Raw genomic sequence first — 21,455 nt, 5'->3', positions numbered from 1 at the left:
AAGGCCGCTGAGCCGGAGCGGGCCCCGTCATCACGGGGCCCGCACCGTCACTCCACGGGGGGGAAGGCTGTGGCGCTCGGTCCCGGTCGTGCCGCGCAGCGATCAGGCCTGCGCGGCGGGTGATGTCCACGCCTCACTCCCCGATGCGATCATCGCATCGTCATCGCGTCAGGCCAGGGCTTCACGCCGCGGCGCGCGCCCGGCGGTAGAGCACGGCGCCGGCCAGCAGCGCGGCGGCTCCCGCCGGTACGGCCGCTCCGATCGGCAGCTCACTGCCCGTGTGGGCCAGCTGGGGCGCACCGTCCGTACCCGGCGCCCGCACGGCGGCCTCCGAGCCGGGCCGGCCGGCCTGCACGGCACCGGCGCGGTGCTTGCCGCCGCCCGGGGTGGACGTACCCGGGTGACCGGGGGTTCCGGGGTTGCCCGGGTGATCAGGGTGGCTGGGGTGACCGGGGGTTCCGGGATGACCGGGGTGGCCAGGGTGACCGGGCTCGCCCGGGTGTCCAGCGTGACCCGGGTGCTCACAGTGACCGTCGTGACCCGGGTGGCCGGGGTGGCTCGGCTGTCCGGGCTGGCCGGGGTGACCCGGGCGGCCGGGCCGGCCGGGGTGGTGTGTCTGGTGGCCGCCGGTGGACGCGCCGTTCGCGCAGCTGTCGCCCGCCGCCGCGTTGCCGATCCCCACGACGTTCACGCTGTTGCCGCAGACGTTCACCGGAACGTCGACCGGCGCCTGTACATGGTTGCCGGAGCCCACGCCCGGCGAGTGGGCGGCGCTGCCGACGGCTCGCGAGCCGCCGCCGGAGCGGGTCTCCCGGCCGGCGTGACCGCCCTGGCCGCCGTGACCGCCCCGGCCTTCGGACGAAGCGCCTCGGCCGCCGTGGTTGACGCAGGTGTTGCCCATCGCCGGGTTGAGCAGCCCGACCACGTTCACGGTGTTTCCGCAGACGTTCACCGGCACGTGCACCGGCGCCTGCACCGTGTTGCCCGACAGCACGCCGGGAGAGTCCGACGCGGAGCCGATCGCCCCCGAGTCGGCGTGCGCGGAGACGCCGGTGACCGCGAGTACACCACCGGCCGCCACCACGGTCATCAGGCCCTTGCGGGTGACCTGTCGCATAGCTGAAATCCCTGCCTTCAGTCCTTGGGACGTGGACCGACAGTCCTTGGGACGTGGACCGTCGAGAACACGCGCACGCCACAGGACGTGCGCGGGAAAGCCGGTCGGCCCCGGAGCGCATGGCACGCACTCCGGGGCCGACGGGCTCAGACCTTCACGAAGTGACCCTCAAGAGGTGACCCATGGGATCCCCCCACATGGGAAGAGGCTCAACGTCAGCCGTTGAAGCAGGTGTTGCCGAAGGCGGGGTTCAGCAGCCCGATCACGGAGACCGTGTTGCCACAGACGTTCACCGGAACGTGGACGGGCACCTGAACGACGTTGCCGGAGGCGACGCCCGGGGACTGCACAGCGGCACCCTGGGCGCCCGAGTCGGCGACGGCCAGACCCGCACCCGCGAGAACCAGACCACCCGTGATGGCGGCAGCGGCGGCGATCTTCTTGATCATTATTCCTCCTGATAGGCAAACGCGGTCCAATGCAGCGGATCGCAACACCTGTAACGAGGAGGAAGTAGTAGGGCTATGGGCTTATGGTCGCATTCACCCATCCCGGGCGATCCCCGCACGCGCGGACGAATGCCGGCGTCAACACCCCGCACCTCCACGGCGGCGCGGCAGGTCAGCCCGCCGGCCCCGTGCCGGGGTGTGCCGCCGGCGGCACGTCACGACGCGTCGATGAATCGGTCCAGTACTCGAACGCCGAACTGGAGCGCGTCCACCGGCACCCGCTCGTCGACGCCGTGGAACATGCCCGCGAAGTCCAGCTCCGGGGGCAGCTTCAGCGGGGCGAACCCGAAGCAGCGGATGCCGAGATCGGCGAAGGACTTGGCGTCGGTGCCGGCCGAGAGCATGTAGGGAACGGCACGCGCGATCGGGTCCTCGGCCGAGAGCGCGGTCTGCATGGCGTCGACGAGGGCGCCGTCGAAGCCGGTCTCCAGTGCCTTGTCCGCGTGCACGTCCTCGCGCTTGACCCGGGGACCGAGGATCCGGTCGAGGTCGGCGAGGAACTCCTCCTCGTAGCCCGGCAGATAGCGGCCGTCGACATGCGCGGTGGCCTGGCCCGGAATCACGTTGACCTTGTAGCCGGCGCCCAGCTGGGTCGGGTTGGCCGTGTTCTGGAGGGAGGCGCCGATGAGCTTGGCGATGCCGCCGAGCCTGGCGAGCGTCTCGTCCATGTTCTCCGGGTCGAGCTCGGTGCCCAGGGCGTCGCCGAGCTCGTCGAGGAAGTGCCGCAGGGTCTTCGTCACCCGCACCGGGAACTTGTGCCTGCCGAGCCTCCCGACGGCCTCGGACAGCTCCGTGATCGCGTTGTCCTTGTGGATCATCGACCCGTGCCCGGCGGTGCCGTCCACGGTCAGCTTCATCCAGTGCATGCCCTTCTGCGCGGTCTCCACGAGGTACAGCCGCAGCTTCTCGTTGACCGTGAAGGAGAACCCGCCGACCTCGCCGATCGCCTCGGTGACGCCCTCGAAGAGATCGGGGTGCTTGTCGACCAGATGCCGGGCGCCCCACGTGCCGCCGGCCTCCTCGTCGGCGAGGAAGGCGAGGACGATGTCGCGCGGAGGCTTGCGGCCGGTGCGCATCCGCTCCCGTACGACCGCCAGGGTCATGGCGTCCATGTCCTTCATGTCGACCGCACCGCGGCCCCAGACCATCCCGTCGGCGATCTCGCCGGAGAAGGGGTGGTGGGTCCAGTCCGCCGCGTTGGCCGGTACGACATCGGTGTGGCCGTGGATGAGGAGCGCGGGCCGTGAGGGGTCCTCCCCCTCGATGCGGGCCACGGTGGAGGCACGCCCCTTGTGCGACTCGAAGACGCGCGGCTCCAGGCCGACCTCGGCGAGTTTCTCGGCGACGTACTCCGCGGCCTTGCGCTCGCCGGGGCCCGAGTGGTCCCCGTAGTTGCTGGTGTCGATCCGGATCAGCTCACGACAGAGGTCCACGACCTCGTCCTCGCCCGTGACGTTCCTGGTCGTGCCGCTCTCGCTCACGCTGCTTCCTCCCGCTGTCGCCGCTGGTGGTCCCCCTCATCCTCTCCCCGACCCGCCTTTCCGCCCAAGGGCGGCCCCCACCCGTCACACGCAGTTCACGCCGCGACGGGGGGTGATCGGGGACCCTCGAAAGCCTGGTAATGTTTCACCTGTCGCCGCGAGGGAAACCCGCGCGACAAACACCTTGTCCGGGTGGCGGAATGGCAGACGCGCTAGCTTGAGGTGCTAGTGCCCTTTATCGGGCGTGGGGGTTCAAGTCCCCCCTCGGACACCAGCGAGACCCCACCGCATGTGGGGTCTTTTGCATGTCCGGACCTCTTCGCGTCCACACACCCGAACCCCTCCTGACACCCCGGCTCCGCCGCGCCACCTGTCGGACGGTCGGGCAATTCTTCGAAACTTTCGAAGAATCAATGACCCTTTCCGATCTTGGTCGGCGCACCCGTGGTGAACAGTCTCTTCAAAACGAGCCATCCGACACATCTGAACAGCCATAACGCCGCATCTCGTCATTGCCGGCGCGGACGAATGTTTCGGCATGGGTGTCGAAAGTATTGACAGTTGACAGGGCCGGTTCAAAACTGTCGGCGATTCACAGCGCGCCACCTCACGAGAACGAGGAGGAAACACGCACATGATCGACGCACCCGCACCCCCTCCGGGCCGCCGCGGCGGCCGCTCAGGGGCGTTCCGTCACCTCAGGCTGCTCATCAGCGGTGTCTGCACCATGCTGCTCGTCGCCGTGGCCGCCATGACGCTGCCCGGCACCGCCCAGGCCGACACGGTCGTCACCTCGAACCAGACCGGCACCGACAACGGGTACTACTACTCGTTCTGGACCGACAGCAGCGGCACGGTGTCCATGAACCTGGGCTCCGGCGGCAACTACAGCACCTCGTGGAGCAACACCGGGAACTTCGTCGCCGGCAAGGGCTGGAGCAACGGCGGACGCAGGAGTGTGACCTACTCGGGCACCTTCAACCCGTCCGGCAACGCCTACCTGGCCCTCTACGGGTGGACGTCCAATCCGCTCGTCGAGTACTACATCGTCGACAACTGGGGCACCTACCGGCCCACGGGAACGTTCAAGGGAACGGTCACCAGCGACGGTGGCACGTACGACATCTACAAGACGACGCGGACGAACGCGCCGTCCGTCGAGGGGACCCGCACCTTCGACCAGTACTGGAGCGTCCGGCAGTCGAAGCGGACGGGCGGGACCATCACCACCGGCAACCACTTCGACGCCTGGGCCCGCGCCGGGATGAACCTGGGCAGCTTCAACTACTACATGATCCTCGCCACCGAGGGTTATCAGAGCAGCGGGAACTCCAACATCACGGTGGGCGACGCGGGATCGGGCGGCGGATCCGGGGGCGGTGGAACCGGCGGCGGCGGGGGCTCCGGCGGGTGCGCGGCGGCCCTGTCCGCGGGCCAGCAGTGGAACGACCGCTACAACCTCAACGTCGCCGTCACCGGATCGAGCAACTGGACCGTGACGATGAACGTCCCGGCCCCGGCGAAGATCCTCTCGACCTGGAACATCAGCGCCACCTACCCCAGCGCCCAGGTCCTGACGGCCAAACCCAACGGCAGCGGCAACACCTTCGGCGTCACCATCCAGACCAACGGCAACTGGACCTGGCCCACGGTCTCCTGCAGCGCGAGCTGACCCCTCCCCCACCCCCGAGGCTGAAGGACCACTTCGCATGACCTTCCGCACGAGAATCCGGACGGCGTCCGGACGACTTCGCTCGTTACGCACACTGATCACGGGACTGGCCGTCGTCGCGACGGCCGTCGCGAGCCCCCTCGCCCTCGACGCCGGAGCCGCGCACGCCGCCACCTGCAACGGGTACGTCGGACTCACCTTCGACGACGGGCCGTCCAGCACCACGTCGACCCTGCTCAACGCCCTCAAGCAGAACGGCCTGCGGGCCACGATGTTCAACGAGGGCCAGTACGCGGCGTCCAACCCGGCGCAGGTACGGGCCCAGGTCGACGCCGGCATGTGGGTGGGCAACCACAGCTACACCCACCCGCACCTCGTCCAGCAGAGCCAGGCGCAGATCGACTCGGAGATCTCCCGGACCCAGCAGGCCATCGCCGGCGCCGGCGGAGGCACGCCGAAACTGTTCCGTCCGCCGTACGGAGAGACCAACGCGACGGTGAAGGCGGTCGAGGCCAAGTACGGGCTGACCGAGATCATCTGGGACGTCGACTCGCAGGACTGGAACGGCGCGAGCACCGACGCGATCGTCCAGGCGGCCGGCCGGCTGACCAACGGCCAGGTCATCCTCATGCACGACTGGCCGGCCAACACGATCGCCGCGATCCCGCGCATCGCGCAGGGACTGGCCGCCCGCGGCCTGTGCGCCGGGATGATCTCCCCGGGGACCGGCCGCGCCGTGGCTCCCGACGGCGGCGGCACAGGTGGCGGCGGTGGCGGTGGCGGGTGCACCGCGACACTGTCCGCCGGACAGCAGTGGAGCGACCGGTACAACCTCAACGTCACGGTCACCGGATCGAGCAACTGGACCGTGACGATGAACGTCCCGGCCCCGGCGAAGATCCTCTCGACCTGGAACATCAGCGCCACCTACCCCAGCGCCCAGGTCCTGACGGCCAAACCCAACGGCAGCGGCAACACCTTCGGCGTCACCATCCAGACCAACGGCAACTGGACCTGGCCCACGGTCTCCTGCGCCGCGGGCTGACCGGGCCGGACCGCACCGAGGAACAGCGCGCCCGGCGTGGCGGCCGCGAGCCGCCGCGCCGCCCTGCCCCGCCTGGCACAGCGAGGGCCCCGACCATCGGATCGGGGTCCTCGCTCACTGTGTCCGCGGTGTCACGGAAAGATGTGGGGCAGATCTCGTCACGCTGACATACCCCCACGTCACAGCGCTGGAGCGGGGGCCCGGACAACGCCCTAAGGGACGCCTCGCATCGCTGATCCGCAGGTCCGAAGCTAGCGTCGTACTAAAATTGCAGGCTTGTTCGGAGCTGGACCGGAATATCCCCAGGCGTACCTGCGGGCCCACCGGCTCCCCGGAGTATCCGGGAACAACACGTGAGGACCCGATGGCAGCCCTCCAGCAAGGCCCCGCACTCGCGTTGTCCGACGACGAGGTGCGTGCGGAGTTCGGTGACCGGGCGCGCTTCTCCGCCGCCTCGGCCGCCTCGCCGCGCACGCTCGTCGACATCCTCGACGCCTCCGTACGGGCGTACCCCGACGAGCCCGCTCTCGACGACGGCCGGCGCGCCCTCAGCTACCGGGCCCTGGCCGCCGAGGTCGAGGCCGTACGGTGGCGGCTCGCGGAGGCCGGGGTCGGTCTCGGCGACCGGGTCGGCGTACGGGTCCCGTCCGGTACGAACGAGCTGTACGTGGCGATCCTGGGCGTCCTCGCGGCCGGCGCCGCCTATGTTCCCGTGGATGCCGAGGACCCCGACGAGCGGGCCGAGCTGGTCTTCGGCGAGGCCGAGGTGCGCGCGGTCGTCGGCGCCGGGTACGAGCTGACGGTCAACGGCCGCTCCGAGGTTCCCGCCGGGCGGCCCGGTGTCGAGCACGACGCGTGGATCATCTTCACCTCGGGTTCCACCGGCAAGCCCAAGGGTGTCGCCGTGAGCCACCGCAGCGCCGCCGCCTTCGTCGACGCGGAGGCCGACCTCTTCCTGACCGAGGAGCCGATCGGCCCCGGTGACCGGGTGATGGCGGGCCTGTCCGTCGCCTTCGACGCCTCCTGCGAGGAGATGTGGCTGGCATGGCGGTACGGGGCCTGTCTGGTGCCCGTACCGCGCTCACAGGTGCGCAGCGGCGCCGACCTCGGGCCCTGGCTGGCGGAGCAGGACATCTCCGTCGTCTCCACCGTGCCCACACTCGCCGCCCTGTGGGAGCCGGAGACCCTCAACGACGTCCGGCTGCTGATCTTCGGCGGTGAAGCCTGCCCGCCCGAGCTGACGCAGCGCCTGGTGACCGAGGGCCGGGAGGTGTGGAACACGTACGGACCGACCGAGGCGACCGTCGTGGCCTGTGCCTCGCTGCTGACCGGCGACGAGCCCATCCGTATCGGGCTGCCGCTCAACGGCTGGGAGCTCGCGGTCGTCGACGAGGCGGACGAGCCGGTGCCGATGGGCGGCACCGGCCAGCTCGTGATCGGCGGGGTGGGACTCGCCCGCTACCTCGACGCGGAGAAGGACGCCGAGAAGTACGCGCCGCTCGCCTCGCTGGGCTGGGAGCGGGCGTACCGCAGCGGTGACCTGGTCAAGGCCGAACCCGAGGGGCTGATCTTCCTCGGGCGGGCCGACGAGCAGATCAAGCTCGGCGGACGCCGGATCGAGCTCGGTGAGGTGGACGCGGCACTCCAGGCACTGCCCGGTGTCGCGGGCGCCGCCGCCGCCGTGCGGACCGCGCGCGGCGGCAATCAGCTCCTCGTCGGCTATGTCGTCACCCAGGACGGCTGGGACCAGGCGGCCGCCGTCGAGAAGCTGCGCGCCGAGCTGCCCGCCGCGCTGGTTCCGCTGATCGCCCCGGTCGAGGACCTGCCGACCCGGACGTCGGGCAAGGTCGACCGGAACGCGCTGCCCTGGCCGCTGGAGGGTCTGGAGACCGGCGGTGCCAAGGAGCAGCTGTACGGCACCGAGGCCTGGCTCGCCGAGCAGTGGAGCGAGGTGCTGGGCATCCCCGTCGGCGGAGCCGGCGACGACTTCTTCGCGATCGGCGGCAGCAGTCTCGCGGCCGCCCAGCTCACCACGAAGCTGCGCGCCCGTTACCCGAACGCCGCCGTGCTCGACATCTATCAGCAGCCCGTGCTGCGCAAGCTGGCCCGGCATCTGGAGAAGTCCGGCCAGGACGACGGCGCCGAGCGGATCGTCGCGCCGGTCCCGCTGCGCGCCAAGCTGGTCCAGCTGCTCGTCCTGATCCCGCTGTTCAGCCTGCTCGGGCTGCGCTGGACGGTGGCGCTGGCCGCGCTCGGCAACGTACTGCACTGGTTCGGCCCGTATCCGTGGGCGCCGGGCACCTCGTGGTGGCTGGTGGGCGCCGGCGCGCTGGTTCTCTACAGCCCGCCGGGGCGGCTCGCCGTCGCGGCGGGCGGCGCGCGGCTGCTGCTGCGCGGTGTGAGGCCCGGACGGTACCCGCGCGGCGGGAGTGTCCATCTGCGGCTGTGGACGGCCGAGCGGCTCGCCGGGTTCAGTGGCGCGACCTCGCTGACCGGGTCCTGGCTGGAGCGGTACGCCCGTGCGCTGGGCGCCAGGGTCGGCCCGGACGTGGATCTGCACTCGCTGCCGCCGGTGACCGGCATGCTCAAGATGGGCCGGGGCGCCGCCGTCGGGTCCGAGGTGGACCTGTCGGGGTACTGGCTGGACGGCGACCGGCTGGAGATCGGCCCGGTGAAGGTGGGCGCCGGTGCCGTGGTCGGGACGCGCAGCATCCTCTTCCCGGGGGCCCGGGTGGGCAAGCGCGCCGAGGTGGCGCCGGGCTCCGCCGTGGCGGGCCAGATTCCGACCGGGCAGCGCTGGGCCGGGGCGCCCGCGGTCAAGCTCGGCAAGGCGAAGCACGCGTGGCCCAAGGACCGGCCGCAGCGCGGCACGTACTGGCGGGTGATGTACGGCGTGACCGGGCTCGCGCTGAGCGCGCTGCCGGTGCTGGCCGCCGTCGCGGCGCTGCTCGTGGCCCGGGTGTTCGTGAGCGCGGACGCCGGGCTCGGCGCGGCGCTGCGCGGTGTCGGGATCGCCCTGGTTCCGGCGACGCTCGCGTTCGGTCTCGCGTACGCGCTGCTGCTCCTGGTCGCCGTACGGCTGCTGAGTCTCGGGCTGCACGAGGGCACGCATCCCACGCACAGCCGGATCGGCTGGCAGGCCTGGACGGTCACGCAGCTGATGGACCGCTCCCGCGAGACGCTGTTCCCGCTGTACGCGGGGCTGATCACGCCGGTGTGGCTGCGGCTGCTCGGCATGCGGATCGGCCGGGGCGCCGAGGTGTCGACCGTTCTCGCGCTGCCGAGTCTGACGACGGTCGGCGAGGGCGCCTTCCTCGCCGACGACACGCTGACGGCGCCGTACGAGCTCGGGGGCGGCTGGATGCGCATCGGGCGGGCCGAGATCGGCCGGCGGGCGTTCCTCGGCAATTCCGGGATGACCGCTCCGGGCCGCAGTGTGCCGGACGGCGGTCTGGTCGGTGTGCTGTCGGCGACGCCGAAGAAGGCGAAGAAGGGCAGCTCCTATCTGGGGCTGCCGCCGATGAAGCTGCCGCGTGCGGCGCAGGGCGGCGATCAGAGCCGTACCTACGACCCGCCCGCCCGGCTGCTGTGGGCCCGCGGTCTGGTGGAGCTGTGCCGGCTGGTGCCGGTGTTCTGTTCGGCGGCGCTGGCGGTGCTGACGGTCGCCGCGCTGTGTGCGCTGGGGCCGTGGGCGTGGGCGTTCTCGGGGGCCGTGCTGCTCGCGGTGGGCGTGCTCGCGTGCCTCGTGTCCATCGTGGCGAAGTGGCTGCTGGTCGGCCGGCACCGTGCCGGTGAGCACCCGCTGTGGAGCGGTTTCGTGTGGCGCAACGAGCTGGCCGACACGTTCGTGGAGGTCGTCGCGGTGCCGTGGCTGGCGGGATCCGTGCCGGGTACTCCGCTGATGACGGCGTGGCTGCGCGGCCTGGGCGCCCGGATCGGCCGGGGCACGTGGGTCGAGAGCTACTGGCTGCCCGAGACGGACCTCGTGACGCTCGGGGACGCGGTCACGGTCAACCGGGGCTGTGTCCTGCAGACCCACCTCTTCCACGACCGGATCTTGCGGACGGATACTGTGGTCCTCCGTGAGGGCGCCACTTTGGGTCCGGGCGGAATCGTCCTGCCCGGCAGCACCGTCGGGGCCCGCTCCACTCTGGGTCCCGCGTCGCTCGTGATGGCGGCGGAGTCCGTTCCCGACGACACCCGCTGGCTGGGCAATCCGATCGAGGCCTGGCGTTCGTAGCAGAATTGACCTGATCGGACACGAAGGGCGGTACAGCGGCACGTCGAGCACAGGGCAGGGAGCAGTCGCAGCGGTGAGCGTTCAGCAGACAGCGGGACCGGACCCCTATTTCCCGGCGAACGGAGATTCCCGTTACCGGGTGCACCGGTACGAGCTCGCGCTGGACTACCGCCCCGGCCCGAACCGGCTCTCCGGCACCGCGCGGATCAACGCCATAGCGGGCCGTTCCGCGCTGACCGAGTTCCAGCTGAACCTGGCCGATTTCCGGATCGGCCGGGTCCGTGTCGACGGCAAGGCCCCGCACTACACGCACCGGGGCGGCAGGCTGCGTATCCGTCCGCCGAAGCCGATACGGTCCGGCGCCGCCTTCACCGTCGAGGTGCACTGGTCGGGCAACCCCAAGCCGGTCAACAGCCCCTGGGGCGGGCTCGGCTGGGAGGAGCTGGAGGACGGGGCGCTGGTGGCGAGCCAGCCGATCGGCTCGCCGTCCTGGTATCCGTGCAACGACCGGCCGGCCGACAAGGCCGCGTACCAGATCTCGATCACCACGCCCTCCGCGTACGCCGTGGTCGCGGGCGGCCGTCTGCTGACGCGGACGACGAAGGCGTCGACGACCACCTGGGTGTACGAGCAGTCGGCGCCGACCTCCAGCTATCTGGTGGGCCTGTCGATCGGCAAGTACCAGACGGTGCTGCTCGGCGACCCGGGTCTCGGGGGCGTACCGCAGTCCGGGCATCTGCCGGCGCAGCTGCTCCCGGAGTTCTCCCGGGACTTCGCGCGGCAGCCCGCGATGATGGAGCTGTTCCAGGGCCTCTTCGGGCCGTATCCGTTCGGCGAGTACGCGGTGGTGGTGACCGAGGAGGAGCTCGACGTCCCGGTCGAGGCGCAGGGTCTTTCGCTGTTCGGCGCCAACCATCTGGACGGGTCGCGGGGTTCGGAGCGGCTGATCGCGCACGAGCTGGCGCACCAGTGGTTCGGCAACAGTGTGACGATCGCGGACTGGCGGCACATCTGGCTGAACGAGGGGCTCGCGAAGTACGCCGAGTGGCTGTGGTCGGAGCGCTCCGGCGGACGCCCGGCACGCCAGCTCGCCGCTGCCGCGCACCGGAAGCTGTCCGCGCTGCCGCGGGACCTGCTGCTGTCCGACCCGGGCCGCAAGCTGATGTTCGACGACCGGCTCTACGAGCGCGGCGGGCTCACGGTGCACGCGATCCGGTGCGCGATGGGCGACGAGGCCTTCTTCCGCATGCTGCGCGGCTGGGCGACGCTGCACCGGGGCGGCACGGTCACCACGTCCGTCTTCACCGCGCACGTCTCGCGCTACGCGGCCGAGCCGCTGGACGAGCTCTTCACGGCCTGGCTGTACGAGACGGCGCTGCCACCGTTGCCGGAGGCGGCCCCGCAGTTTCCCGCCCGGCCCGCCCATCCGCCGACCTATCCGCCCCCGAACGCGGACTCTGCCCGGGTCCGGGGAGAATGACGCGATGACCAGCCGTTCCTGTCCCTGCGGGCTCGCCGAGCCGTACGCGCGCTGCTGCGGGCGCTTCCACCGCGGTGAGGCCGCGGCGCCGAGCGCCGAGGCGCTGATGCGGTCGCGTTACTGCGCCTTCGTGAAGGAGGACGAGGGGTATCTGCTGCGGACCTGGCATCCGCGGACGCGGCCCGCCCGGGTGGACTTCGATCCCGGGATGCGGTGGACCGGCCTGGAGATCCTGGACACGGGTCAGGGTTCGGCGTTCCACACCACGGGGACCGTGACCTTCCGGGCCTCCTACCGGGGCGGTTCGCTGCACGAGCGGAGCCGGTTCGAGCGGGTGGACGGGGCCTGGGTGTACGTGGACGGGGAGTTCCTCGACTGACCTGGACCGACCCCGGGTGCTCCGGTCAGGGGGCCAGGACGTCCAGTTCCTGGAGTGCGCCGACCGTGATCTCGCGGGTGAGCTTCTCGGCGCGGACGGCGTCACCCTCGCGGACGGCCTCGGCGAGCTGGACGTGCAGGGTGACGGCGGCGGGGTCGGGGTCCTCGAACATGACGTCGTGATGGGTGCGGCCGGACAGGACCTCCGCGACGACGTCTCCGAGGCGGGCGAACATCTCGTTGCCCGACGCCCTGAGAATCACCCGGTGGAAGGCGACGTCATGGACGAGATACCCCTCCAGCTGGTGTCCGCGTGAGGTGGCGACCATGCCGAGCGCGCACTCGGTGAGCTCCGCGCACTGCTCCGCGGTGGCGTGCCGGGCGGCCAGTCCCGCGGCGACGGGTTCGATCGCCGAGCGCAGGACGGTGAGGGAACGCAGCTGGTGGGGACGGTCGGCGCCGGCCAGCCGCCAGCGGATGACCTGGGGATCGTAGACGTTCCACTCGGACTTGGGACGGACCGTCACGCCCACGCGGCGGCGGGACTCGACCAGGTACATGGATTCGAGCACCCGGACCGCCTCGCGCATCACGGAGCGTGACACCTCGAAACGCTGTGCGAGTTCGTCGGTGCGCAGCACGCTGCCCGGCGGGTAGTCGCCCGCCGTGATCGCCGGTCCGAGGGTCTCCAGTACGTGTCCGTGCAGGCCCCGGCCCCGTGTGCTCATGGGGTCAGGGTACGAGGCATACGCCACGAACAAAAAGTCATACTTATATGTCACACACTCTTGAATTAGTCGTACCTAATGCGTTTCAGTATCGTCGACATCAGATGTCGACGAAGACGGCGAGAGCGCGATGCAGCACAGTCCCACCACCCCCCATGTCGTCGTGATCATGGGCGTCGCAGGCACCGGGAAGACCACCATCGGCGCCTTGCTCGCGGCCCGGCTCGGCGTGCCGTACGCCGAGGGCGACGACTTCCACCCGCAGGCCAACATCGCCAAGATGACGGCCGGGACGCCGCTGACCGACGACGACCGGTGGCCCTGGCTGGACTCCATCGGGCACTGGGCGCACGAACGCGCCGGACTCGGCGGCGTGGTCAGCGGCTCGGCGCTCAAGCGCGTCTACCGGGACAGGCTGCGGGCGGCGGCGCCCGGGATCGTCTTCGTGCATCTGACCGGCACCCGCGAGCTCATCGAGGACCGGATGTCGCACCGCACGGGGCACTTCATGCCCACGGCACTCCTGGACTCGCAGTTCGCCACGCTCCAGCCGCTGGCGGCGGACGAGGCGGGCGTCGAGGTGGACGTGTCCGGCGGCCCCGCCGAGATCACCGAGCGGGCCGTGAGGGCGCTCGAAGCCCTCTGACGCCGCCCCGCCGGTAGCGCCGCACCCCCCTCCTGCTCCTCCATGACAACGCTGTCTCCATGACAACGCTGTCTCCCTTTACAGCGGCTGTTCCGTCCACGCGCCGCCGCTCCGCCGCGCCTTCCGGACGGAAGGTTCTCCCCCCGCACCCCTCCCCGCGTCCTTTTATCAAGCAAGAGAACAACCGTGACCAGACTCAGTGTCGAGATGCTGGCAGCGGACACCGTCGAACCGATCACCTCGGCGGGCCACGCTCAACTGGGCATAGCCGTGCTGGCGGGCATCGCCGTCATCGTCCTGCTCATCACCCGGTTCAAGCTGCACGCCTTTCTCGCCCTGACCATCGGCTCGCTGGCACTCGGCGCGTTCGCCGGCGCCCCGCTCGACAAGACCATCGTCAGCTTCACCACCGGACTCGGCTCGACCGTGGCCGGTGTGGGTGTCCTGATCGCCCTCGGCGCGATCCTCGGCAAACTGCTCGCCGACTCGGGCGGCGCCGACCAGATCGTCGACACCATCCTCGCGAAGGCCGGCGGGCGCGCCATGCCGTGGGCGATGGTGCTGATCGCCTCGGTGATCGGTCTGCCTCTGTTCTTCGAGGTCGGCATCGTGCTGCTGATCCCGGTGGTCCTGATGGTCGCCAAGCGCGGCAACTACTCGCTGATGCGCATCGGCATCCCGGCACTCGCGGGCCTGTCGGTGATGCACGGTCTGATTCCGCCGCACCCCGGTCCACTGGCCGCGATCGACGCGGTGCACGCGAACCTCGGCATCACCCTCGCCCCTCGGTGTCCTGGTCGCCGTCCCGACCGTGATCGTCGCCGGTCCGGTGTTCTCGCGCTACGCGGCCCGCTGGGTGGACGTCCAGGCCCCCGAACGCATGGTCCCGCCGCGCGCCTCGGAGGACCTGGAGAAGCGCCCGAGCTTCGGCGCGACCCTCGCCACCATGCTGCTCCCGGTGGTGCTGATGCTGGCCAAGGCCCTGGTGGACATCGTCGTCGACGACCCGGCGGACATGACACAGCGCGTCTTCGACGTCGTCGGGGCGCCGCTGATCGCGCTGCTCGCGGCCGTGATCGTGGGCATGTTCACGCTGGGCCGGGCGGCGGGCTTCACCAAGGACCGCATCGCGACGACCGTAGAGAAGTCCCTCGCGCCCATCGCCGGCATCCTGCTCATCGTCGGCGCGGGCGGCGGTTTCAAGCAGACGCTGATCGACTCCGGGGTGGGCCGGATGATCCTGGAGATCTCCGAGGACTGGTCGATCCCCGCGCTGCTGCTGGCCTGGCTGATCGCCGTCGCGATCCGGCTCGCGACGGGTTCGGCGACCGTGGCCACCATCTCGGCGGCCGGCTTGGTCGCGCCCCTCGCGGCCGACATGTCGACCACCCACACATCCCTGCTCGTCCTCGCGATCGGCGCGGGCTCGCTCTTCTTCAGCCATGTCAACGACGCCGGGTTCTGGCTGGTGAAGGAGTACTTCGGCCTGAACGTCGGCCAGACCGTGAAGACCTGGTCCGTCATGGAGACGATCATCTCGGTGGTGGCCGGGGGCCTGGTGCTGCTGCTGTCGCTCGTCCTCTAGGCGGCCGTTCCCGCCGGGATCCGGACGGCCGTCCGCAAGGCCGCACCTGTCAACGGCCGTTCTGTCACGGCCGTTCTGTCACGACCGGGCCGCGAACGGGCCACGAACGGGCCGCGAACGGGCCGCGAACGGGCCGCGAACGGGCCGCGAACGGGCCGTGAACGGGCCGCGGGGAGAACCGTATTCGGTTCTCCCCGCGGCCCGTTCGTCGTCGTCAGCGGGTGGTCACGGCCGCCACAGCGGATGTTCGCGGTCGGCCCACACCCGGCTCACCGATCCCGTGCGCAGGCCCCGCCGGGCCTCCGGGTCGCCCAGCGCCATTCCGATGTGACCCGCGAGGACGATGCCGACGGTGAGGGCCAGCCAGTCGTGGACGAAGGTCGCCGAGGTGCGCCACATCAGCGGGGCGAGGTGGGTGAACCACATCAGCAGACCGGTGCCCAGCATCACCAGGGTCGCCCCCGCGATCCAGGCGGCGTAGATCTTCTGCCCCGCGTTGAACTTGCCCGCCGGACGGGACTCCGGGTCCTTGTCGCGGCGCAGTGCCGCCCGCAGCCATACCCGGTCGTGCGGGCCGAAGCGGTTCAGGAAACCCAGGTCGCGGCGGAACGCCCGGGAGACGAGGCCCGCGAGGACCGGGACCGGCAGCATCAGACCGGCCCATTCGTGGACGCGGACGACGAGTTCGCGGCGGCCGACGAGTTCGGCGAACTGAGGGATGTACAGACAGGCCGCGGTGGCCACGCACACACCCATCAGCGCGCCGGTGACCCGGTGCACCCAGTGCTCGGCCCGGGTGAAACGCCGTACGTGGGAGGAGTGCACGGCCCCGGCCGGCGACGCGTCAGCTCGTGGGTTCATCGTCGCGTCCGTTCGAACGGCCGACCCAGGCGTCGACGTCGTACCCCCGGTCCTCCCAGTACCCGGGACGGACGTCCTTGGTGACGGTGATGCCGGAGAGCCACTTGGCGGATTTGTAGAAGTACATCGGGGCCACATAGAGACGGACGGGACCGCCGTGGTTGTGGCCGACGGGCTTGTCCTGCATGCGCAGGGCCACCAGGACGTCCGGGCGCCGGGCCTGGCGCATGGTGAGGCTCTCCGTGTACGTCCCGTCGAAGCAGGTGAAGCGGATGGCGCCGGCCGAGTGGTGCACCCCGGCGGCGTCCAGGAGGTGCGACAGGAGTACGCCCTCGAAGGGGGTGCTCGGAACCCGCCAGCCGGTGACGCACTGGACGTCGTGCACCAGTCGGGTCTGGGGCAGGGCGCGCAGGTCGGCGAGGGTGTAGCTGGTGGGACGGTCGACCAGTCCGTCGACGGTGAGACGGTAGTTCGTCTCGTTCTTGTGGGGGACGGACGCCGCCACCGAGTAGTAGCGGAAGCCGCCGCCGTTGGGCAGCAGCCCCGTCAGGCCGGTGGGGTCCTTCTGGGAGGCACCGGCGAGGAAGGCGTCCATCGCGCGCTGGAGCGTGGGCGCGGTCGCCAGGCCGAGAGCGCCGAGTCCGAGCGTGCCGAGCAGCACCCGGCGGCCGATGGGCCTGCCGCGCTCGCCGGACGCCTCGTGTTCCTCGCGTCCCGTGCGGACGTCACCGGCCTCGCGGACCTCACGGTCGTCGCGAGCCTCGTGTTCCTCGCGGTCTTCCGGTTCCCGTGCTTCGGGGTGTTCCGGCTCGCGGGGCTCCGGCCGCTCGGGTTCCCGTGGCCTCGGTCGCTCCGGGTCCGGTTCCCCGGGCCTTTCAGTGTTCACCCCTTGATTCGAGCACCCGCGACCCCCAAAAAGCCAGCGGTGGCGGGTGCTCGTCAGCGTTCCGTCATCTCTTCTCACCCACGGACCGGGAACATCGGCCCCTGAGAGGACGGCGGGGCCTCATCAGGTGGCGGACTCGGCCGCCTTGTCCAACTGGAACGCCTCGTTGCCGAGGCCGATCCGGGCGTGTGCCTCGGGCTTGCGGGAGCGCAGCAGCAGCCCCTGGACGAGTCCGGCGACCAGCGCGACCCCGATGACGGCGGGCAGCAGCACGTTCAGGACGGAATCCGGGCCGGAGCCGACGAGCACGTCGAAGTCCTTGACCGTGTAGAACGCGATGACCAGCAGGGCGATGCCCGCGATCGCGGAGGTGACCAGGCGCCAGGACTGGGCGCGGGCCGCGCCGCGGCGGACGAAGAACACGATGACCGAGAGCGAGGCGGCCGCCATCAGGAGGGTGACGCCGAGCGCTCCGACGTTGCCGCCCCAGGTGAAGAGCTGGAGCACCGGTGCGGTCGGGTCTCCGGCTGGCCTGTCGTCGGCCAGGGCGAAGCCGCCGACCACGATGAGCGAGACGACGGTGTGCAGGAGCGAGCCGGTGCCGGGGGCGCCGCTGGACTCGGAGGTGCGGCCGAAGGCGGCGGGCAGCAGACCCTCGCGGCCCATGGCGAAGGCGTACCGCGCCACGACGTTGTGGAAGCTGAGCAGCGCCGCGAACATACCGGTCACGAACAGTACGTGCAGGACGTCGGTGAAGGTGGAGCCGAGGCGTGAGTCGGTGAGGAAGAACAGCAGCCCGGCACTCTGCTTCTGGGACGTACCCACGATCGCGGAGGGACCGGTGGCGACGGTGAGCGCCCAGGAGCTGATCGCGAAGAAGACGGCGACGAAACCGATCGCGAGGAACATCACGCGGGGCACGAGGATGTGCGGGCGGCTGGTCTCCTCGGCGTAGACCGGGGCCTGTTCGAAGCCGGTGAAGGCCGCGATGCAGAAGCACAGCGCGGTGCCGACGCCCGCTCCGGTGAGCGTGTCCGGGTTGAAGGCGTGCAGCGACAGGCCTTCCTTGGCGGGATCGCCGATGGCCGCGACGTCGAAGACGACGACGAGCGTCACCTCGATGACCAGCAGGACGCCGAGCACCCAGGCGTTGACGTCGATCTTCAGCCAGGCCAGCGCGCCCACGACGAGTACCGCGGCCAGCGCCGGTATCCACCAGACGACTTCGGTGTCGAGGTAGGTGGCGAACAGCCCGGAGACCTCGAAGCCGAAGAGGCCGTAGATCCCGACCTGGAGCGCGCTGTAGGCGACGAGGGCGACCGCGGCGGCGCCCGCGCCCGGGGTGCCGCCGAGCCCGCGCGAGATGTACGCGTAGAAGGCACCCGCGTTGTGGACGTGCCGGCTCATCTCGGCGTACCCGACGCTGAAGAGCACCAGGACGATGCCGAGGATGACGAAGAGCAGCGGCTGCCCGACGATCCCCATCACCGCGAATGTGGTGGGCATGACACCCGCGACCACCATGAGCGGGGCGGTGGCCGCGAGAACGGACAGCAGCAGACCCGCCGTGCCCAGCCGGCCGGCGCGCAGGGCCCGGTCCTGTCCCTTGAACGTGCTGATGCCGGCGCCGTCGGCGTCCGGTCTTCCCGTGCTCGACGTACTCGGTGTGCTCGAACTGCCCGTCGTCATCGCGGGGTCGTCCTTTCGGATGTCAGATCATCGGGGGCGTTCACACCGTGCCGAGCACGCGGTCGCGCGCGGCACGGAAGGCTTGGTGTCCGTCGAGGTCCGGATACGACCACGGAGCCGCCGTCGGGTGGTCCGCGATCCGGAGGAACAGGGCGGCGGCCTCGCCGTCCCGGCCCTCGCAGATCTTGGCGTGGGCGAGGAAGTTGAGGTCGACGAGGCGGCGCGGGTGATCGCCGTGCTCCCACTCCAGCCACCAGTCGAACGCGGCCTTCATCACCTGGCGGGCCCGGCGTCCGGCCCAGTGCCCGGAGGCGACCGGGTCGGCGGGCTCGCTCCCGGCGCCGGCGAGCACACGGAAGCGCTCGGCGTGCGCGACGACCGGAAGGATCGCGAGCGGCGAGTCGGCGGGCGCCTGCTCGGCCGACCAGTTGGCGAAGTCGTACACCTCGTGCAGCGGGTCCTGGCCCGCCGCGGCGCGGCGCTCGGCGAGCCGGGCGACCATCAGGTGGTGCGCGTGGTGATGGACGGCGTGCCGGTGACGCACCTCGTCGAAGAGGCGGACCACGTCGCCCTCCGCTCCGAGCGAGCGCTCCAGGAGGAGGAGTCCGAGCCAGGGGGTGGGGTCGTCGGGGGCGAGGGCCGCCGCCCGCCGGCAGGCCTCGCGGGCGCTGTCGGGGCGCTCCTTGCCGTGCAGGGCGCGTTCCACTGCGGCGCAGCCGAGGAGTACGGCGGCGTCGGCGGATTCCGGTTCGGCCAGCTGCCAGTCGCGGGCCCAGGCGAGCGTCGCCGGCTCCTGCGCGAGGACGGTGACACGGTGCCCGCGGCGGTCCCAGTCGTCGCCGGTCGCGGCGAGCAGCGCCCGGACGTCGGTCCACCGCCCCTGGTTCAACGCGGTGCGTGCGGTCACGAGTTCGGCGTCGTCGAGGGCGGCGTCGAAGGCCTGGGACGTCCGCTTGCGGCCGCGACCCAGGGGAGGTGGGGGTGGTGACACCGCTGCTCAACCTCACAGGCGCGGTTCGTCAAAGGGTGATCACGCACAGCAAACCCGGAGCCACCGGTTCAAGTCAAGCGCGGGTCATGTCACTACACGTGTCAACTGCCCGTGTGTACAACCCAGTTACCTTCACCGCTTCCACAAAGTCCTGAACAGGCGCCTTGTCCGCCCGACTTGGACTGTCTTCATACCCTCGATCCAGGGACGGCCGCCCCTGTCCTGATGACAACGGCCTTCCCGGGCGGGCGACTTGGACGCGGTCCCCGGCCGCGAGGGCCGGGGGCCGCGACGGCCGGGGACTGCGACGGCCGTCCGGAGGTGATCGGCTCAGCCCGCGGGCCGCCCGGGACGCGATCGCCCGGGCCCGTGAACCACCCGGGACGCGATCACTTCACCGCCTTGGCCGCCGCCCGGCCCGCCGTGCGGCCGGAGAAGAGGCAGCCGCCGAGGAAGGTGCCCTCCAGCGAGCGGTAGCCGTGGACTCCGCCGCCGCCGAAACCGGCGGCCTCACCGGCGGCGTACACACCCTCCAGCGGGTCGCCGCCCTCGGTCAGCACCCGCGAGGAGAGGTCCGTCTCCAGGCCGCCGAGGGTCTTGCGGGTCAGGATGTTGAGCCGCACCGCGATCAGCGGGCCGGCCGCGGGGTCGAGGATGCGGTGCGGGCTCGCCGTGCGGATCAGCTTGTCGCCGAGGTAGTTGCGGGCCCCCCGGATCGACATGACCTGGAGGTCCTTGGTGAAGGGGTTGGCGATCTCCCGGTCCCGCGCGACGATCTCGTGGCGCAGCGCCGCCTCGTCGATGAGGGGCTTCTCGGTGAGCGCGTTCATCCCGCGCACCAGCGCGCCGAGATCCTTCTCGACGACGAAGTCGACACCGTTGTCCATGAACGCCTTCACCGGTCCGGGCACGTCCGCGCGGGCCCGGCCGAGGACGCCGCGGATCGACTTGCCGGTCAGGTCGGGGTTCTGCTCCGAGCCGGAGAGCGCGAACTCCTTGCCGATGATCTTCTGGTCGAGCACGAACCAGGTGTAGTCGTACCCGGTCTTCATGATGTGTTCGAGGGTGCCGAGCGTGTCGAAGCCCGGGAAGAGCGGTACGGGCAGCCGGTTGCCGCGCGCGTCCAGCCAGAGGGACGAGGGGCCCGGCAGGATGCGGATGCCGTGCTTGTCCCAGATGGGGTTCCAGTTCTGGATGCCCTCGGTGTAGTGCCACATGCGGTCGCGGTTGATGAGGCGGGCGCCGGCCTCCTCCGCGATCCCGAGCATGGCGCCGTCGACGTGGGCGGGGACACCGGAGATCATCCGCTCGGGCGGGGTGCCCAGCCGCTCAGGCCAGTTGGCGCGCACGAGGTCGTGGTTGCCGCCGATGCCGCCGGAGGTCACGATCACGGCCTGGGCCTTGAGCTCGAAGGCGCCGGTGACCGTGCGGCCGCTGGCCTGTCCGCGTTCGATGCCGGACGGCTCCAGGATCTCCCCGGTGACGGTGTCGACGGAGCCCGCGCTGCGGGACAGACCGGTGACCCGGTGCCGGAACCGCAGCTCGACCAGTCCGCGGGCGACCCCTTCCCGTACCCGGCGCTCGAAGGGCGCGACGAGGCCGGGCCCGGTCCCCCAGGTGATGTGGAAGCGCGGCACCGAGTTGCCGTGCCCGTTGGCGTCGTAGCCGCCGCGCTCGGCCCAGCCCACCACGGGGAAGAAGCGCACGCCCTGCGCGTGCAGCCAGGACCGCTTCTCGCCGGCCGCGAAGTCGACGTACGCCTCGGCCCAGCGGCGCGGCCAGTGGTCCTCCGGCCGGTCGAAGGCGGCCGTGCCCATCCAGTCCTGGAGGGCCAGCTCGTGCGTGTCCTTGATCCGCATGCGGCGCTGCTCGGGCGAGTCGACGAAGAAGAGCCCGCCGAAGGACCAGTGCGCCTGGCCGCCGATCGACTGCTCGGGCTCCTGGTCGAGGAGGATCACCTTGCGGCCGGCGTCGACGAGCTCCGCGGTCGCCGCGAGCCCGGCGAGGCCCGCTCCGATGACGATCACATCTGCGTCGTAGGCCATGGGCCCGTCCTCTCGGCAATCCGACGGGTCGGATCGGGTCGGCGTCACGGGGGACGACCTGATGACGTTTGTCACGAACCGATCGGTGGCGTCGCTGGTTGG

At 71.0% G+C, this 21,455-nt stretch carries 15 protein-coding genes, 1 tRNA gene and 1 pseudogene; 8 read left to right on the top strand and 9 right to left on the bottom strand.

The features are described from left to right. Positions 1-181: 181 nt before the first annotated feature. The 3 genes from OG780_RS32565 to OG780_RS32555 form a co-directional block, all read right to left on the bottom strand. Positions 182-1,117, bottom strand: a complete 936-nt coding sequence (locus OG780_RS32565) for a chaplin (protein WP_328454219.1) — start codon at positions 1,115-1,117, stop codon at positions 182-184. A 215-nt stretch (positions 1,118-1,332) separates the two neighbouring features. Continuing rightward, on the bottom strand, positions 1,333-1,566 hold the full coding sequence (chpH, locus tag OG780_RS32560; protein WP_328454214.1) for a chaplin ChpH: 234 nt from the start codon (positions 1,564-1,566) through the stop codon (positions 1,333-1,335). A gap of 215 nt (positions 1,567-1,781) precedes the next feature. Next, on the bottom strand, positions 1,782-3,107 hold the full coding sequence (locus OG780_RS32555) for a M20/M25/M40 family metallo-hydrolase (RefSeq protein ID WP_328454212.1): 1,326 nt from the start codon (positions 3,105-3,107) through the stop codon (positions 1,782-1,784). A gap of 186 nt (positions 3,108-3,293) precedes the next feature. Here OG780_RS32555 and OG780_RS32550 point away from each other — a divergent pair. From OG780_RS32550 to OG780_RS32525, 6 genes are all read left to right on the top strand, one after another. Further along, positions 3,294-3,381 (top strand) — tRNA-Leu (locus OG780_RS32550). 360 nt (positions 3,382-3,741) lie between these two features. Beyond that, positions 3,742-4,779, top strand: coding sequence for a glycoside hydrolase family 11 protein (locus OG780_RS32545; protein WP_443062245.1), 1,038 nt, complete (start codon positions 3,742-3,744; stop codon positions 4,777-4,779). 37 nt (positions 4,780-4,816) lie between these two features. Beyond that, positions 4,817-5,824, top strand: coding sequence for a polysaccharide deacetylase family protein (locus OG780_RS32540; RefSeq protein WP_328454210.1), 1,008 nt, complete (start codon positions 4,817-4,819; stop codon positions 5,822-5,824). A gap of 364 nt (positions 5,825-6,188) precedes the next feature. Continuing rightward, on the top strand, positions 6,189-10,064 hold the full coding sequence (locus OG780_RS32535) for a Pls/PosA family non-ribosomal peptide synthetase (protein WP_328454208.1): 3,876 nt from the start codon (positions 6,189-6,191) through the stop codon (positions 10,062-10,064). Positions 10,065-10,137: 73 nt separating this feature from the next. Further along, complete coding sequence (locus OG780_RS32530; protein ID WP_328454206.1) at positions 10,138-11,544, top strand: M1 family metallopeptidase; 1,407 nt, start codon at positions 10,138-10,140, stop codon at positions 11,542-11,544. A 4-nt stretch (positions 11,545-11,548) separates the two neighbouring features. Continuing rightward, entirely contained in the window at positions 11,549-11,923 is a 375-nt protein-coding gene (locus OG780_RS32525; protein ID WP_328454204.1) for a YchJ family protein, read from the top strand. Between the two features lie 25 nt (positions 11,924-11,948). Here the strand turns inward: OG780_RS32525 and OG780_RS32520 are convergent, their stop codons facing one another. Beyond that, positions 11,949-12,650: a FadR/GntR family transcriptional regulator gene (locus OG780_RS32520; protein ID WP_326788727.1), complete on the bottom strand. Its 702-nt coding sequence runs from the start codon at positions 12,648-12,650 to the stop codon at positions 11,949-11,951. A 130-nt stretch (positions 12,651-12,780) separates the two neighbouring features. On the opposite strand from OG780_RS32520, the gene OG780_RS32515 reads away from it, so the two are divergent. Both OG780_RS32515 and OG780_RS32510 read left to right on the top strand, forming a co-directional pair. Next, a complete protein-coding gene (locus OG780_RS32515) occupies positions 12,781-13,296 on the top strand; it encodes a gluconokinase (protein WP_328454202.1) in 516 nt (171 codons plus the stop codon). Positions 13,297-13,482: 186 nt separating this feature from the next. Continuing rightward, positions 13,483-14,881 (top strand): annotated as a pseudogene (locus OG780_RS32510) (GntP family permease). Between the two features lie 225 nt (positions 14,882-15,106). Here the strand turns inward: OG780_RS32510 and OG780_RS32505 are convergent. The 5 genes from OG780_RS32505 to OG780_RS32485 form a co-directional block, all read right to left on the bottom strand. Next, positions 15,107-15,742 (bottom strand): cytochrome b/b6 domain-containing protein, encoded by a 636-nt coding sequence (locus tag OG780_RS32505; RefSeq protein ID WP_328454200.1) that lies wholly within the window; start codon positions 15,740-15,742, stop codon positions 15,107-15,109. Further along, positions 15,726-16,415: a molybdopterin-dependent oxidoreductase gene (locus OG780_RS32500; RefSeq protein ID WP_328458554.1), complete on the bottom strand. Its 690-nt coding sequence runs from the start codon at positions 16,413-16,415 to the stop codon at positions 15,726-15,728. Before OG780_RS32500 ends, OG780_RS32505 begins: the two co-directional genes overlap by 17 nt. Before the next feature lie 336 nt (positions 16,416-16,751). Next, complete coding sequence (locus OG780_RS32495; RefSeq protein ID WP_328454198.1) at positions 16,752-18,317, bottom strand: APC family permease; 1,566 nt, start codon at positions 18,315-18,317, stop codon at positions 16,752-16,754. Between the two features lie 40 nt (positions 18,318-18,357). Next, positions 18,358-19,308, bottom strand: coding sequence for a hypothetical protein (locus OG780_RS32490; RefSeq protein WP_328454196.1), 951 nt, complete (start codon positions 19,306-19,308; stop codon positions 18,358-18,360). Between the two features lie 389 nt (positions 19,309-19,697). After that, positions 19,698-21,353: an FAD-binding dehydrogenase gene (locus OG780_RS32485; protein WP_328454194.1), complete on the bottom strand. Its 1,656-nt coding sequence runs from the start codon at positions 21,351-21,353 to the stop codon at positions 19,698-19,700. Positions 21,354-21,455: the final 102 nt, after the last annotated feature.

Origin of the sequence: Streptomyces sp. NBC_00386, from assembly GCF_036063235.1 — a bacterium.
Lineage (GTDB): Bacteria > Actinomycetota > Actinomycetes > Streptomycetales > Streptomycetaceae > Streptomyces.
This window is presented reverse-complemented; position numbering and strand designations above follow the sequence as displayed.